Source organism: Rhizobium indicum, from assembly GCF_005862305.2.
In the GTDB taxonomy this organism is placed as follows: domain Bacteria; phylum Pseudomonadota; class Alphaproteobacteria; order Rhizobiales; family Rhizobiaceae; genus Rhizobium; species Rhizobium indicum.
In genome coordinates this window covers 1,060,751-1,075,790 of sequence record NZ_CP054021.1, presented here as the reverse complement: position 1 = coordinate 1,075,790, position 15,040 = coordinate 1,060,751, and the positions used below count along the sequence as shown (strand labels likewise).

General features: G+C 61.3%; 13 protein-coding genes and 1 pseudogene. 2 read left to right on the top strand and 12 right to left on the bottom strand.

Annotated elements, in window-relative coordinates; all coding sequences use genetic code 11:
• Positions 1–1,392 (bottom strand): cysteine--tRNA ligase, encoded by a 1,392-nt coding sequence (gene cysS / locus FFM53_RS05290; RefSeq protein WP_138387639.1) that lies wholly within the window; start codon positions 1,390–1,392, stop codon positions 1–3.
• 354 nt (positions 1,393–1,746) lie between these two features.
• Between cysS and FFM53_RS05285 the strand changes: the two are divergent.
• Positions 1,747–2,495, top strand: a pseudogene (locus FFM53_RS05285) (glycoside hydrolase family 25 protein).
• A 10-nt stretch (positions 2,496–2,505) separates the two neighbouring features.
• Here FFM53_RS05285 and FFM53_RS05280 read toward each other — a convergent pair.
• From FFM53_RS05280 to radA, 4 genes are all read right to left on the bottom strand, one after another.
• Positions 2,506–3,246, bottom strand: a complete 741-nt coding sequence (locus FFM53_RS05280; RefSeq protein WP_138387638.1) for an SDR family NAD(P)-dependent oxidoreductase — start codon at positions 3,244–3,246, stop codon at positions 2,506–2,508.
• Between the two features lie 78 nt (positions 3,247–3,324).
• Positions 3,325–4,815 (bottom strand): amidophosphoribosyltransferase, encoded by a 1,491-nt coding sequence (gene purF, locus FFM53_RS05275; protein ID WP_138387637.1) that lies wholly within the window; start codon positions 4,813–4,815, stop codon positions 3,325–3,327.
• Between the two features lie 148 nt (positions 4,816–4,963).
• Complete coding sequence (locus FFM53_RS05270) at positions 4,964–5,590, bottom strand: CvpA family protein (RefSeq protein ID WP_029872969.1); 627 nt, start codon at positions 5,588–5,590, stop codon at positions 4,964–4,966.
• Positions 5,591–5,679: 89 nt separating this feature from the next.
• Positions 5,680–7,080 carry a DNA repair protein RadA gene (gene radA, locus FFM53_RS05265; protein ID WP_138328375.1) on the bottom strand — a complete coding sequence of 467 codons (1,401 nt, stop codon included), beginning with the start codon at positions 7,078–7,080 and terminating at the stop codon, positions 5,680–5,682.
• 162 nt (positions 7,081–7,242) lie between these two features.
• Here radA and FFM53_RS05260 point away from each other — a divergent pair, with 162 nt between their 5' ends.
• Positions 7,243–7,878, top strand: a complete 636-nt coding sequence (locus FFM53_RS05260; protein WP_138328374.1) for a LysE family translocator — start codon at positions 7,243–7,245, stop codon at positions 7,876–7,878.
• A 12-nt stretch (positions 7,879–7,890) separates the two neighbouring features.
• On the opposite strand, the gene alr is transcribed toward FFM53_RS05260, so the two are convergent.
• From alr to FFM53_RS05225, 7 genes are all read right to left on the bottom strand, one after another.
• Positions 7,891–9,060, bottom strand: coding sequence for an alanine racemase (alr, locus tag FFM53_RS05255; RefSeq protein ID WP_173883642.1), 1,170 nt, complete (start codon positions 9,058–9,060; stop codon positions 7,891–7,893).
• Positions 9,061–9,153: 93 nt separating this feature from the next.
• Positions 9,154–10,650, bottom strand: coding sequence for a replicative DNA helicase (locus FFM53_RS05250; RefSeq protein ID WP_027685267.1), 1,497 nt, complete (start codon positions 10,648–10,650; stop codon positions 9,154–9,156).
• Positions 10,651–11,025: 375 nt separating this feature from the next.
• Positions 11,026–11,604: a 50S ribosomal protein L9 gene (gene rplI, locus FFM53_RS05245; RefSeq protein ID WP_011651241.1), complete on the bottom strand. Its 579-nt coding sequence runs from the start codon at positions 11,602–11,604 to the stop codon at positions 11,026–11,028.
• Between the two features lie 22 nt (positions 11,605–11,626).
• Complete coding sequence (locus FFM53_RS05240; protein ID WP_011651242.1) at positions 11,627–12,613, bottom strand: hypothetical protein; 987 nt, start codon at positions 12,611–12,613, stop codon at positions 11,627–11,629.
• A 159-nt stretch (positions 12,614–12,772) separates the two neighbouring features.
• Entirely contained in the window at positions 12,773–13,021 is a 249-nt protein-coding gene (rpsR, locus tag FFM53_RS05235; protein WP_003547038.1) for a 30S ribosomal protein S18, read from the bottom strand.
• 14 nt (positions 13,022–13,035) lie between these two features.
• On the bottom strand, positions 13,036–13,503 hold the full coding sequence (gene rpsF, locus FFM53_RS05230; protein ID WP_003547040.1) for a 30S ribosomal protein S6: 468 nt from the start codon (positions 13,501–13,503) through the stop codon (positions 13,036–13,038).
• A 315-nt stretch (positions 13,504–13,818) separates the two neighbouring features.
• Positions 13,819–14,862: an aldo/keto reductase gene (locus FFM53_RS05225; protein WP_138328372.1), complete on the bottom strand. Its 1,044-nt coding sequence runs from the start codon at positions 14,860–14,862 to the stop codon at positions 13,819–13,821.
• Between the last annotated feature and the right edge of the window lie 178 nt (positions 14,863–15,040).

Below are 15,040 nucleotides of genomic sequence, written 5' to 3'. Positions count from 1 at the left end.
CTACCGCTTGACCTCCCACGTCGTCACGCGCTCGCCCGTCACCAGATCCTTGCCGTCCTTCAACTGGATGCCCTTCGCCGTCAGCTCGTCACGGATCTTGTCAGCCTCGGTGAAGTTCTTCGCCTTCAGCATTTCGAGACGCATTGCGACCAGCGCATCGATTGCCGATGCGACGGCTTCGTCGATCTCCATCTTTTTCGGCAGCAGGCCCAGAAGGTCGGCCGTTGCCGCAAAGACGGCACGGGCTGTGGGATCCGCATGCGCGGCCTGGGCCAGCGCATGCAATGCCTGCACTGCCGCGACCGTATTGAGGTCGTCGGAAAGCGCGTTCAGCACGGTTTCATCGGGCGCCGCATCGCCGGCTTCGGCCGCCGGCCATTTGGCGAGCAGACGTTCGGCTTCTTCCAGTCGCTTGATCGAAAAATCGATCGGCTCGCGGTAATGCGTCATCAGCATGGCAAGGCGCAGCACCTGACCTGGCCATTTGCGGCCGCCGAAGATTTCCGTCTGCAGCAACTCGTTGATGGTGACGAAATTGCCTTCGGATTTCGACATCTTGCGGCCTTCGACCTGCAGGAAGCCGTTATGCATCCAGACATTTGCCATCACCTCGGTGCCGTGGGCGCAGCGCGACTGGGCGATCTCGTTTTCATGATGCGGGAAGATCAGATCCAGCCCGCCGCCGTGAATGTCGAAGACATCGCCGAGATAGCGCTTGCTCATCGCCGAGCATTCGATGTGCCAGCCGGGCCGGCCGCGGCCCCATGGGCTCTCCCAGCCGGGCTCGTTGTGGCTCGACAGCTTCCAGAGCACGAAATCGCCCGGGTTCTTCTTGTGCGCGTCGACGGCGATGCGCGCGCCGGCCTGCTGCTCGTCGAGCGGGCGCTTCGAAAGCTGACCGTAATCCGCCATGGATTTGGTGTCGAACAGCACTTCGCCCGATGCGACATAGGCATGGCCGTTGCCGATCAGCTTCTCAATGATCTCGGTCATCTCGACGATATTGTCGGTGGCGCGCGGCTCGAAGTCCGGCTCCAGGCAGCCGAGTTCGGCGACATCGGCGTGAAATTGCGTCTCGGTCTTTTCGGTGACCGCCCGGATCGCCTCATTGAGCGGCAGACCCGGATGGTCGCGGAGCGCGCGCGCATTGATCTTGTCGTCGACGTCGGTGATGTTGCGGGCATAAGTGACGTGATCTTCGCCATAGACATGGCGCAGCAACCGGAACAGCACGTCGAAGACGATGACCGGCCGGGCATTGCCGATATGAGCGAAGTCATAGACGGTCGGGCCGCAGACATACATGCGGACGTTGTTGGGATCGATCGGCGAAAACACCGATTTTTCCCGTGTCAGCGTGTTGTACAGCTTCAGTTCCGGCGTCGCGTCCATTTCACTCTCCCAAATGCACGATCAGAAAAATATCGCGACCGGCGGACCGGGGCGTTTCGCATCTTGACTATTTGGGAGACGAAAACGGCCGGGCCAGCGCTCGCGCTAGCGAATAATCTTCCGGCAGATAATGCAGATAACCGTTTTCATGGCGGGTTTTATGGCCCGGTTCGCGCCTCCGGTCAAGGGGGCGAAGCGCGATCCAGCGGCAACAGGATCCATCCATCCGATGAATCGATTGCAGCAACCAACGTCTTCGAAACCAGTTGGCCCGCTCTTCAAATTCGGCCGCCATTTTCGGAGCACAAATCTCGCATAGCCAGTTGAGAAACTGTTGAAAATAGGGAGGAAGGGATGCGGAGACTTGCCCGATCGACGATCGGAGCGACTGCAGTTCTGGTGGTCGCATTCGCTGCATATTTCGCATACGATTTCGGGATGCTTCGCTTCAACAATCCCTCTCTCAGCAACTATCCAATCCAGGGCATCGATGTCAGCCATCACCAGGCGATATCAATTGGAAGGCCGTTGCCGCGCAGCCGAATGTCCGTTTCGCCTTCATGAAGGCGACCGAAGGCGGAGACCATCGGGATTCCAAGTTCGCCGACAACTGGCAGCGCGCCGGAGATGCTGGAGTGGTCAGGGGCGCTTATCATTTCTTCACCTTCTGCCGCCCGGGTAAGGATCAGGCGCAGAATGTCCTGGCGACCGTGCCGAAGGAGCAGGGAACTCTGCCGATCGCCGTCGATCTGGAGTTTGTCGGCAATTGCAGCAAAGTCCCGACGCTCGAGGAAATGGTTGCTGAGGTGAACGCCTTCTTCACCGAGCTGAAGGGCACTTTTCCGGAAAAGCCTATTTTCTACGTCACGCAGGAGTTCTTTGATCAATATCTGAAAGGCAATGAATCACGGTTCCCCGACCACTATCTGTGGCTGCGCAGCGTGTTCAGAGAGCCGAGGCAGGAAGAGTGCAGTCATTGGTCGATCTGGCAATTTGCCGATAACGGCATCTTGGACGGCATCCAGGGACCGGTTGACCTCAATGCGCTATGCCCGTCGGAAACGGGCCTGGCGCATCTGTTCCCCGCCGTTGCAGCGAATTGAAACGTCTAGCTTATTCAGGCAGCCGGTAATCGACGAGCTTGTTCTCCCGGACGATAAACAGCTTGCCCGTCTCCGTCACACCAGGCCCGAGCAACGGCAGGATCGCATTTGCGACCTCGGAGGGATGCGGCAGCGACTGCGGATCTTCGCCGGGCACCGCCTGCGCCCGCATCGCCGTGCGCGTGGCACCCGGATCGACGCTGGTGATCCGCAGCGGGGTGCTTTGACTTTCGCCGGCCCATGTGCGTGCCAGCGCCTCGACCGCGGCCTTGGAAGCGGAATAGGCGCCCCAGAAGGGGCGGCACTTGTGAGCGGCACCCGAAGACAGGATCACCGCACGGCCGGCATCGGAGCGGGCCAGCAGCGGGTCGACCGAGCGGATCAGCCGCCATGTCGCGGTGACGTTGATGGTCATCACCTTCTCGAACACTTTTGCTTCGATATGGCCGATCGGCGAAATGACGCCGAGCACGCCGGCATTGGCGACGAGGATGTCGAGCTTGCCCCAGCGCTCGAAGATCGAGCCGCCGAGCGCATCGATCGCGTTCATGTCGGCAAGGTCGAAGGGCACGAGCGTCGCCGTGCCGCCGACGGCCTTGATCGCATCGTCGAGATCCTCGAGCCCGCCGACCGTGCGTGCGCAGGCAATCACATGGGCGCCGGCTTTGGCAAGTTCCAGCGCCGTGAAATAGCCGATGCCGCGCGACGCACCGGTGACGAGTGCGATCTTGCCCTCAAGATTGAAGTTCATGACGTCGTGTTCCCTCACGAAGGGAGAGGGGTGCAATGCACCCCTCGGGATGGACAATGGAAAAGCCGGCGCGCCGTGTCAGCCGTTGCTGGCAAGCATCGAAATTTTGTTGCCCATGGACTCGCCGTTCTTGTCGAGCAGGCGGGTCGGATAGTCGCCGGTGAAATAATGGTCGGTGAACTGCGGCCGGACCGGATTGCGATCCTCGCCGCCAACGGCGCGATAGAGGCCGTCGATCGACAGGAAGGCGAGCGAATCCGCGCCGATATATTTGGCCATGGCTTCGACATCGGCATACTGATTTGCCAGCAGCTTGTCTGCGTCAGGCGTGTCGATGCCGTAGAAATCCGGGAAGAAGATCATCGGGCTTGCTACGCGGACATGGACTTCGCGCGCCCCGGCTTCGCGGATCATCTGGACGATCTTGAGAGACGTCGTGCCACGCACGATGGAATCATCGACCAGCACCACGCGCTTGCCTTCGATCATCGCCCGGTTGGCCGAATGCTTCAGCTTCACACCGAAGGCGCGAATCTGCTGCGTCGGCTCGATGAAGGTGCGCCCGACATAGTGGTTGCGGATGATGCCGTATTCGAAGGGAATGCCGCTCTGCTGCGCATAGCCGAGCGCCGCCGGTGTGCCGCCATCCGGCACCGGCACGATCACGTCGGCATCGACGGGCGATTCCTTGGCAAGGTTCATGCCCATGTGCTTCCGCGTCGTATAGACGTTGCGGCCGCCAACGACCGAATCCGGGCGGGCGAAATAGACATATTCGAACAGGCAGAGGCGCTCGGGTTGCGGCTTGCTGGGCTTGCGCGCATCGATGCTGATCGAACCGTCAGGCTGGATTTCGCAGATGACGACTTCGCCGTTCTCAACGTCGCGGATGAACTTGGCGCCGATAATGTCGAGCGCGCAGGTCTCCGAGCAGAAGATCGGCTTGCCGTCGAGTTCGCCCATCACCAACGGGCGGATGCCGGTCGGGTCGCGGGCGGCAATCAGTTTGGTGCGCGTCATGGCGAGCATCGAATAGCCGCCTTCCATCTGACGAATGGCGTCGATGAAGCGGTCGGACGTAGAAGCGTGGCGGGAACGGGCGATGAGGTGAAGGACGACTTCGGTATCGGAGGTCGACTGACAGATGGCGCCGGTCGCGATGATCTGGCGGCGCAGCGTCAGGCCGTTGGTGAAATTGCCGTTATGGGCAATGGCGATGCCGCCTTCTTCCAGTTCGGCAAAGAGCGGCTGCACGTTGCGCATGGCCACTTCGCCGGTTGTCGAGTAGCGGGTATGACCGATCGTAATGCTGCCGGGCAGGCGGGCGAGCGTCATCGGATTGGTATAGTGGTCGCCGACAAGGCCCATGTGGCGCTCTTGATAAAAGCGCTTGCCGTCGAAGGAGACGATGCCGGCCGCTTCCTGCCCGCGGTGCTGCAGAGCATGCAGGCCAAGAGCCGTGAGCGCGGCGGCATCAGGGTGTCCCAGAATTCCGAAAACCCCGCATTCTTCATGCAGCGTATCTCCGTCGAGCGGATCGTCGGTCGGGAAGGAATGGGACTGGTTCATTTCTGCGGGCCTCTGCTCTCACAAGAATGGATCGGCATTTCCAGAAATAGCTGAGCCCGACGGAGCTGGAATGCTCGGCCGGACCCTCATTTCACGTCCCGCTCAAATGGCGATTGCCGGATGGCGGGTCAAGCTCTTGAACACTGTGTCAATTCGCCGGCTGCTGCGCGCCGTCTGCGGGCGCGGTCGGTGCGTCTTCCGCCGGAGCCTGGTCGCCCGTCGGCGGAGTGGTACCTTCGGCGCCCTGTGCCGGCGGCTGCAGCTTATCACGGATGCTTTCCGGTATCATCTGGGCAAATTGCTCCGGCAGAACCGATTTCAGCTTCACGACCATCGAATCCAGGAAGGGCTTCGACTTCGCTTCGTTGACCCAGGCCGGACGGTGGTCGGCATCGACGAGCCAGTTCCAGAAGGCGACGGCGACGACGAGGAGCAGCACGCCGCGCGCTGCCCCGAACAGGAAGCCGAGTGTGCGGTCGAGCGCGCCGACACGGCTGTCGATGATGAAATCGGCGATCTTCATCGTAATGAAGGAGATGACGATGAGCGCGATCAGGAAGACGACCGCTGCCGAACCGACGATCGCGATGCGGTCGTCATCGGTGTATTTTTTCGCATAGGGCAGCAGGTAGGGATAGAGGTAATAGGCAGCGGCGGCCGAACCGCCCCAACTCGCGATCGAGAGGATCTCGCGCGAAAAGCCGCGGACCATCGCCAGCACGGCGGAGAAGAGCACGACGCCGATGACAATACCGTCGAAAATCGTAATGGGCATGTAAATTCAACTCCAGGACTGCCGCTTGGCGGCCGTGTCGTGCCTTATCGTGTGCTCCTATATCATCACCACTCTTGGCAATGAAAGGATCAAACGTCGTCTTCCACACGTAGCGCCCCCTTCGATCCGGCGATGCGCGCGACCAGATCCGGCAGGCTTGCGACTTCGCTCCAGCGCCCGCCGGAGCCCTTCGGCAATTCGGTGGAGGCGGACGGAAGCAGCGCTGCGGAAAATCCCAGCTTCTCGGCTTCCTTGAGACGCTGGGCGGTGTGCGCAACCGGCCGGATGGCACCCGACAGGCTGACTTCGCCGAAATAGACGCAATCGGCAGGAAGGGCAATACCGGCAAGCGAGGAAACGAGCGCCGAGGCGACGGCAAGATCGGCCGCCGGTTCGGAGATGCGGTAACCGCCGGCGACGTTGAGATAGACGTCGTGCTGGCCGAGCCTGACGCCGCAATGGGCTTCCAGCACCGCAAGGATCATCGACAGCCGTGCCGAATCCCAGCCGACCACGGCGCGCCGCGGCGTGCCGAGCGAGGTTGGGGCCACCAGCGCCTGCACCTCGACGAGAATGGGGCGGGTGCCCTCCATGCCGGCGAAGACGGCAGCCCCCGGCGATTTTTCGTTGCGCTCGCCGAGGAAGAGTTCCGAGGGGTTGGCGACTTCGCGCAAACCTTTGTCTGACATTTCGAAGACGCCGATCTCGTCGGTCGGGCCGAAGCGGTTCTTGACAGTGCGCAGGATGCGGTAGTGATGGCCGCGATCGCCTTCGAAATAGAGCACGGCGTCGACCATGTGCTCGACAACGCGCGGGCCGGCGATCTGCCCGTCCTTGGTCACGTGGCCGACGAGCACCATGGCGGCACCCGTCTGCTTGGCGAAACGGATCATTGCCTGCACGCCGGTGCGCACCTGCGTCACCGTTCCCGGGGCGGATTCGGCAAGTTCGCTCCATAGCGTCTGGATGGAATCGATGATGACGAGGTCCGGCCGCTTGCCCTCGGCGAGCGTCGCCAGAATATCCTCGACATTGGTTTCGGCTGCCAGCATCACATCGGTATCGGCTGCCGCAAGGCGTTGCGCCCGCAGCCGCACCTGCGCCACGGCTTCTTCGCCGGAGACGTAGATGATCTTGTGGCCGCGCCGTGCAAGGGCGGCGGCGGCCTGCATCAGCAGCGTCGATTTACCGATGCCGGGATCGCCGCCGATCAGCACCGCCGAACCGCGCACGAAACCGCCGCCGAGCGCCCGGTCGAGCTCCGACATGGCGGTATGGATGCGTGGCGCCTCCTCGATTTCGCCGGAGAGTGCCGTCAGCGCCACCGGTCGGCCCTTCTTCGGCGTCTTGCCGGGACCGGAGCCGATCCCGCCCATCGGGTCTTCCTCGACGATGGTGTTCCACTCGCCGCAGTTCTCGCATTTGCCGGCCCAGCGGTTATGAACCGTGCCGCAACTCTGGCAGATGAATTGTGTTCTGGCCTTCGCCATCAAATACTCTTTCAGTCCGGGTTCGCGAGTGAAGCGACGCGCCGCTTCATCGAATCATTGTCGTGCTTGAGATAATGGCTATCGCAACGGATCAAAACTAATGATTTCCCCATCAGCGCACCGATGCCTATCCTTTGCTTCTGCTTATCTGGAATGGTGAAGATGTTCGATTATTCGTTTGCGCACTGGCTTGCATTTCTGTCGGCGGCGGTTCTGCTCAATCTCTCGCCCGGCCCCGACATCGCCTTCATCCTCGGTCATACGATGAGAAGCGGAAAACGTGCCGGTTTTTCGGCGCTGTTCGGTGTCTGGTCCGGCGCCTGCCTGCATGTACTGATGGCTGCACTCGGCCTCTCTGCCATACTTGCCGCTTCCGCCGTCGCCTTCTCGACGGTCAAATGGATCGGTGCGGCCTATCTCGTCTGGCTCGGCATTCAGGCTTTGCGCTCCGGTGGCGGCGATGGCCTGATAACGGCTGCTGGTGAAAGTTTGCCGGTTGCAAGAATCTATCGGCAGGGAATTCTGGTGTCGCTGCTCAATCCGAAAGTGGCGATATTCTTCCTGGCCTTCCTGCCGCAGTTCGTCGTCGAAGGGGCAGGGCCGGCATGGGCTCAGCTCATGCTGCATGGCGCGCTCATTATCGTCGTCGCCGCCTTCATCGAACCGCCGCTCGTCCTTCTCGGCGGGCGCCTTGCGGATGCAATCAGGCATAATCAAAAAATCGGCCTCTGGCTCGATCGCGGCCTCGGTGCGCTTTTCGTGGCGCTCGGTGTCCGTCTCGCCCTCAGCAGCCGTTGAATAGAACGGCCGCTAATCCTCGGCCACGTAGCGCCGTTCGTGGCGCAGCCCCATGCTGGTCAGAATCTCGTATCCGATCGTGCCGGATGTCCGCGCCACATCGTCCACCGGCATGTTCTTTCCGAACAGCTCGACATAATCCCCGGCGCGCACGGCGTTGTCAGGCAGGTCGGTGATATCGAAGATCGTCAGGTCCATAGTGATCCGGCCGGCAACCGGAACCTTGTGTCCGGCGATGAAACCTTGCCCGCCTTGCGGCACCACCTGGCGCAGCGGCACACCGCCGCTCGACTGGCTGCGCATGTAGCCGTCGGCATAGCCGGCCGAGGCGATCGCCAGCCGGCTTTCGCGGGGAAGCTGCAGCGCCCGCCCATAGCTGACCGTCTCGCCGGCTTCGACGCTGCGCACCTGGATGATGCGCGCTTCCGCCGTCGCGACGGGCCGCATCGGGTTCGCCATGCCGCTGACCGCTTCGCCGCCATAGAGCGCGATGCCGGGGCGGGTCAGGTCGAAGTGATAATCCTCACCGAGAAAGATGCCGGCCGAGGCGGCAAGGCTTGAATCGATACCTTCATAAGCGGCGCTAACCCTTCGGAATGATTCGAGCTGCTGCCGGTTCATCGCATGGGTGGGATCATCGGCGCAGGCGAGATGGCTCATGACAAGCACGGGCGCGAAGCTCGCCGGCCGTGAGACGTCGTTGGCGAGCGCGATCGCATCGTCGATATGCAGTCCGAGCCGATTGAAGCCGGTATCGACATGCAGCGCGCAGGGGTAGTCGCCGTAATCGGCAAGCACCGCCATCCAGAAGGCGAGCTGCTCGTCGGAGGAAATCACCGGCACTAGATCATTGTCGAAGAAGCGCCGCTCGGTGCCTGGCCAGATGCCTGAGAGCACGAAGATGCGCGCCTCGGGCGCATAGAGGCGAAGCGTCACGCCCTCGTCGACGGTCGCGACGAAGAAGTCGCGCGCGCCTGCCATGTAGAGCGCTTCGCCGGCATCCTCGATGCCCATGCCATAGGCATCTGCCTTGACGACCGCCGAGGCGCGCGCCGCACCGGAGCGGCGCGCCATGTCGCGCCAGTTCTCCGTCAGAGCGGTCAGGTCGACGGTCAACCGCAGGCCTGCTGAGGCAAAGTTGTCGTCTTCGGGGGCGTCGAAAAATTCGCTCATGATCCACATCGAAAAGAGGCCGGAGAAGGATTCTCCGGCCAGTTTAGAGGTCAATATTGTCGGGGGAAAGTCCGGCCGCTGCGTTGCAGCACCGGCCCACGATCAGTGCTCTTCATATTGGGTGAAGGAGGGATCGGCGAGATCGGCAAAGCGCGTGAATTCCGCCTGGAAGGCGAGCTTCACCGTGCCCGTCGGCCCGTGGCGCTGCTTGGCGATGATGACGTCGGCCGTGCCCTTCACCTTGTCGAACAGCGCTTCCCATTCCGGATATTTCGGATCGTGGATGTCGCGCGGCTCCGAATTCTTGACGTAATATTCCTCGCGGAACACGAAGAGCACGACGTCGGCGTCCTGCTCGATCGAGCCGGATTCGCGAAGGTCGGACAACTGCGGCCGCTTGTCGTCGCGGCTTTCGACCTGACGCGAGAGCTGCGACAGCGCGATGATCGGAACGTTGAGCTCCTTGCCGAGCGCCTTGAGGCCGGTGGTGATCTGGGTGATTTCCTGCACGCGGTTGTCGCTGGATTTGCCCGAGCCGGTCATCAGCTGAATGTAGTCGACCACAAGCACGTCGAGGCCGCGCTGGCGCTTCAGACGGCGCGCGCGGGCCGAAAGCTGGGCGATCGAGATGCCGCCGGTCTGGTCGATAAAGAGCGGCACCTTCTGCATCATCATCGAGCAGGCGACGAGCTTTTCGAAATCGGCATCGTTGATGTCGCCGCGGCGGATCTTCGAGGAGGAGACTTCCGTCTGCTCGGAGATGATACGGGTGGCAAGCTGTTCGGACGACATTTCGAGCGAGTAGAAACCGACGACGCCGCCGTTCTTCGCCTTCATGCTGCCGTCCGACTGGACTTCGCCTTCGTAGGCGGCCGCAATATTGTAGGCGATGTTTGTAGCAAGTGAGGTCTTGCCCATGCCGGGGCGTCCGGCAAGCACGATCAAGTCCGACCGCTGCAAACCGCCCATCTTGGAATCCAGCGAATGGATGCCGGTGGAAATGCCGGAAAGCCCGCCGTCACGTTCCTTGGCGACGGCCGCCATGTCGATCGCCAGCGCGACCGCATCGTTGAAGGCCTGGAAGCCGCCGTCGTAGCGACCGTTTTCCGCCAGTTCGAAGAGGCGGCGTTCGGTATCCTCGATCTGCGACTGCGGCGGCATGTCGAGCGGCGCGTCATAGGCGATGTTGACGACGTCCTCGCCGATGGTGATCAGCGCCCGGCGCAGCGCCAGGTCGTAGATCGCCCGACCGTAATCCTCGGCATTGATGACGGTGACGGCATTGCTGACCAGGCTCGCCAGATATTGCGAAACCGTCATGTCGCCGACCTTCTCGTCGGCCTTCAGGAAGGTCTTGATCGTCACCGGATTGGCGATCTTGCCCATGCGGATGATATCGCCGGCAACCTCGAAGATCTTCCGATGCAGCGGTTCATAGAGATGGATCGGCTTCAGGAAGTCTGACACCCGGTAATAGGCGTCGTTGTTCATCAGGATTGCACCCAGAAGCGCCTGCTCGGCTTCGATATTGTTGGGCGCTTCGCGGTAGTGCTGCTCTGACGAGGCAACAGCTGTAATCTTTCGAGCGGCGTCGTTCATCATCATCCGTTCTGTCTTTTTCCAGTTCCGGATTTGCAATTCCGGACGCGAAAATCAAGAGGCTACGAAAGGAGCGGGGGCTCGCTTCGCCTAAATCCTGAACGCTGTGCACGTTGTTCGACTTCTCCACAGTCTTGGGCGACACAAAGGAGAAATACTGGCAGTGTCACCCGCACGACACGGCATGGCGCCGACTCAGCCCATCCGTTTCGGAGAACGCTACTTTAGCGCGATGCGATAAGGCACGCAGCAAAAACATCCGGAAAATCCCCTTAAAAGAAGCGAGCCGATCGGCGGCTCATATCGAAGGGGTGGAAACGAAAAAGCCCGGCGCGATGGCCGGGCTTTCCCTCACGCGGATCACTCCGACGAGAATTATGCTTCGTCTTCGTCGACGCCGTCGGCTTCCGGATCGAAGAAGTCTTCCGGACGCAGCGCGTCTTCGTCGACGCCGTAGATCGCGTCGACCGAGGTGAGTTCTTCGCCCTTGGACTGGCGCTCTGCCTCTTCGGCAGAACGGGCAACGTTCAGCTCGACGTGGATTTCGACTTCGGCATGTAGCTGCAGCTCGACCTTGTGCAGGCCGATCGACTTGATCGGCGTGTTGAGGTGAACCTGGTTGCGGCCGATGTTGAAGCCTTCGGCGCCGAGAATATCGACGACGTCACGGGCAGCAACCGAACCGTAGAGCTGGCCGGTTTCGCCGGCGGAGCGCACGACGATGAAGGACTTGCCGTCGAGAACGTCGGCGACCGTCTGGGCTTCTGACTTGCGCTCGAGGTTGCGGGCTTCGAGCGTCGCGCGCTCGGCTTCGAAGCGGGTCTTGTTGGCAGCGTTGGCGCGCAGCGCCTTGCCGAGCGGCAGCAGGTAGTTGCGGGCAAAGCCGTCGCGAACCTTTACGGTTTCGCCCATCTGGCCGAGCTTGGAGATGCGTTCGAGAAGGATGACTTGCATTTTCTTTTTCCTTTCTTGTGTCTCAGATTTTCGTATCGGATTGTTTGGGGGCATCAGCATCTTTCGTCGGGGTCAGTGCGATCGCCTTGCGCGTATCGCTGAGACCGAGGACGAGGATGAGGAGAGCTGGCAGCAGCATGAGCATCGAGGCCAGATAGCAGAGGATGAGGGCCGGTATGCGCCAGTCCTTGCCGCGCGTGCGGAAATGCAGCGAGGCGAAACCGGAAAGCATGAAACCGGCACCGAAGGCGCCGATCACGGTCGCGCCGACCAGTGCCGGAACGCCGCCGAAAAAGCAGGCGGCAAGCCCGGCCAGGAAGATGAAGATCGAGTTGCGGTTCATCCGCAGCGACGAGGGAATGTCCTCGCGCGGGCGAAGGCCGCGGCCGGAGGCTGCAACGATGCGCACGGCGAAATAATAGGCGGCAAACAGCATGCTGACCCACATGCCGCCCTGCAAAGCCGGCAGCATCAGCAGGATCAGCGACTTGGTCTGCGCGGTCGCTGCCGGATCGGGCATGAATTCCGGCTGCTGCTGCTTGAGCGAGGTGATCAGCAGATCGACGATCGGATCGGTGATCTCAGGCCCGTAGCCGATGATCACGCCGATGACGATGACGGCGAGGGTCACCAGACCGCAGAGATGCAGCAGAATGTCGGAGAGCGGATACCAGGCAAGCAGATGGTCGGGTCCGCCGAGTTCGGCGGCCGGACGCGCCAGATTGGCGAGATGGCTGAGCCAACCGGCCGGCAGCAGCGTCACCATCGTCATGATCAGCGCGAAGGAAGGCGAGATCAGGATCGCGCCGAGTGCCGCGGCGCTGACGACGGCCGAGACCGCGGCGGTATTGCCCCAGCCGAGCCCGACGATGAGGATCGGCAGAGCCGAGGCCGTGTAGAGAAGCGCGCTGAAAAACGACGGCTGCATGCTCGCGCCCAGCACCAGCAGGGCGGCGGTCAATCCGGCGAGTGCGCCGATCAGCAGCGTTTTAATGTTCGGTCGTTTCAAGGTCGCTGTCCTGCTTCATCAAGCAGTTAGAGGATGTTGCTGAATCAAATTCAGAAACGTCTCAACATGGGTTTTAGGAGTTCCGATCCGCGCCCATCGCGGAAGGGAAAAGGGAAGGCACGAATGCCTTCCCTCAAGAGTGTGTGCGTCGGCCGATAATCAGGCGACGACGTAGGGCAGCAGGCCGAGGAAACGGGCGCGCTTGATCGCCTGAGCGAGTTCGCGCTGCTTCTTCTGGGAAACGGCCGTGATGCGGGACGGAACGATCTTGCCGCGCTCGGAAATGTAGCGCTGCAGCAGGCGTACGTCCTTGTAGTCGATCCGCGGCGCGTTGGCGCCGGAGAACGGGCAGGTCTTGCGGCGGCGATGGAACGGGCGGCGGACCGGAGCGGAGGAAGTTTCAGACATATCTCAGATCTCCCTTATACACGGTCTTCGCGCGGACGGCGCGGACGGTCGTCACGATCGCCGAAGCCACCTTCACGCGGCGGACGCGGACCACGGTCGCGATCACCGAAGCCGCCTTCACGCGGGCCACGGCCGCCTTCACGCGGACGGTCGTCACGGTCGCGCTTCTGCATCATGGCAGACGGACCTTCTTCATGCTTCTCGACGGCGATCGTCATGTAGCGAAGAACGTCTTCGCTGATGCGCATCTGACGTTCCATTTCCTGGACGGCAGCAGCCGGTGCATCGATGTCCATCAGGGCGTAGTGCGCCTTGCGGTTCTTCTTGATGCGGTAGGTGAGGGACTTGAGGCCCCAGTTCTCGATACGCCCGACCTTACCGCCATTCGCTTCGATCACACCCTTGTACTGTTCTACGAGGGCATCGACCTGCTGAGCGGAAATATCCTGCCGGGCAAGGAATACATGTTCATAAAGAGCCATGACAGCTTTGCCTTTCTTGCGTTTGGTTCAACCCGATATTCGGCGGCTAAGCCTCAACGACTGCTCCTGATTGGGCGGACCCAGGCAAGAAAGCGTTTCCGAGACGGTCGAGAGCGGAGACACGGGAGGCTGGAACGCTTCCGTTCCGAACGATTTCCGTGAGGAAACCGGCCCTCCGTTCAGCCACCAGCCAGAAGACCGGGTTAACGAACAGGGCGGCTTATACGGATTTTTTGGGCAAAGGCAAGCGTAATCGGACACCCGAACCCGATGCCGGCCAATGGTCGGCATCGGGCAGGCGCCAAACAAATAGGGTCAAAGCGTCAGCGGATACTGCCGGTGCACCTTGGCGATTTCCGCCAGGATCTCGTTCGAAAGCGTAATGTCTGCCGCGCCGATATCGATTTTCAACTGCTCCATCGAGGTCGCGCCGATGATGGCCGAGGCCATGAAGGGCCTGGACAGGCAGAAGGCGAGCGCCATTGTTGCCGGGTCGAGGCGGTATGTTGCAGCGATCTCCAGATAGGCTTTGGTCGCCGGCTCCTGCAGCGGCTGCAGGCGACCGCCGATATCGTGGTTGATCGAGCCGCGCGAACCCTTCGGCCTGCCGCCATCGACATATTTGCCGGAGAGGATGCCGCCGGCGAGCGGCGAATAAGCGAGCAGCCCGACATCCTCATGATGCGAGAGTTCGGCGAGATCGAGGTCGAAATGGCGGTAGAGCAAGTTGTATTCGTTCTGGACGCTGGCGACCCGCGGCAGGCTCTTCTGTTCGGCGAGCGTCAGATATTTCTGTATGCCCCAGGTGGTTTCGTTGGAAAGGCCGATCGCGCGGATCTTGCCTTCCTTCACCAGCGCGCCAAGCGTTTCCAGGATGTCGAGCATATTGGCGACGGCCTCGTCGCGGTTCTGGTTGAAGGGATTGTAGCTCCAGTTCTGACGGAAATGGAAATGGCCGCGGTTCGGCCAGTGGATTTGGTAGAGGTCGACGTAATCCGTCTTCAGGCGCGCCAGGCTGGCTTCGAGCGCCAGGCGGATATTCTTTGCATCGGCACCTTCGCCACCACGTATATAGTCGCGACCGCGGCCTGCGACCTTGGTGGCGAGCACGATATCGCCGCGCTTGCCGGTCTTCTTGAACCAGCTGCCGATATAGTCTTCCGTCCAGCCCTGCGTCGCGGCCGAAATCGGGGTGGTCGGATAAAGTTCGGCCGTATCGAAGAAATTGACGCCCTTTTCGACGGCGTAGTCCATCTGCGCATGCGCATCGGCTTCGCTGTTCTGCGAACCCCAGGTCATGGTGCCAAGGCAAATCTCTGAAACGGAAATCTCGGTGCGGCCTAGCGAATTGTACTTCATGGAAAAACCTTGGGAGAGAGGTGACAGCCTTGGGAAGGTCCGCGCAAATCTAGGCTGGATTTGGCGGAGCGCAAGAGCAAAAACCGGGCTTTTGCGCCAGTGCGAAAGGCTTTGCGGAGAATGAGCCGCCACTTGACTCTGCCGGAAAGAATGTCAATTGGAGGCAAAACAGCCTCAA

What these genes read in the sequence shown, in the direction of transcription:
- FFM53_RS05250 (WP_027685267.1), bottom strand. Translation starts at nt 10,650, where the DNA reads ATGAACGACGCCGCTCGAAAGATTACAGCTGTTGCCTCGTCAGAGCAG.
- FFM53_RS05225 (WP_138328372.1), bottom strand. Translation starts at nt 14,862, where the DNA reads ATGAAGTACAATTCGCTAGGCCGCACCGAGATTTCCGTTTCAGAGATT.
- rplI (WP_011651241.1), bottom strand. Translation starts at nt 11,604, where the DNA reads ATGCAAGTCATCCTTCTCGAACGCATCTCCAAGCTCGGCCAGATGGGC.
- alr (WP_173883642.1), bottom strand. Translation starts at nt 9,060, where the DNA reads ATGTGGATCATGAGCGAATTTTTCGACGCCCCCGAAGACGACAACTTT.
- FFM53_RS05280 (WP_138387638.1), bottom strand. Translation starts at nt 3,246, where the DNA reads ATGAACTTCAATCTTGAGGGCAAGATCGCACTCGTCACCGGTGCGTCG.
- radA (WP_138328375.1), bottom strand. Translation starts at nt 7,080, where the DNA reads ATGGCGAAGGCCAGAACACAATTCATCTGCCAGAGTTGCGGCACGGTT.
- rpsF (WP_003547040.1), bottom strand. Translation starts at nt 13,503, where the DNA reads ATGGCTCTTTATGAACATGTATTCCTTGCCCGGCAGGATATTTCCGCT.
- cysS (WP_138387639.1), bottom strand. Translation starts at nt 1,392, where the DNA reads ATGGACGCGACGCCGGAACTGAAGCTGTACAACACGCTGACACGGGAA.
- FFM53_RS05260 (WP_138328374.1), top strand. Translation starts at nt 7,243, where the DNA reads ATGTTCGATTATTCGTTTGCGCACTGGCTTGCATTTCTGTCGGCGGCG.
- rpsR (WP_003547038.1), bottom strand. Translation starts at nt 13,021, where the DNA reads ATGTCTGAAACTTCCTCCGCTCCGGTCCGCCGCCCGTTCCATCGCCGC.
- purF (WP_138387637.1), bottom strand. Translation starts at nt 4,815, where the DNA reads ATGAACCAGTCCCATTCCTTCCCGACCGACGATCCGCTCGACGGAGAT.
- FFM53_RS05270 (WP_029872969.1), bottom strand. Translation starts at nt 5,590, where the DNA reads ATGCCCATTACGATTTTCGACGGTATTGTCATCGGCGTCGTGCTCTTC.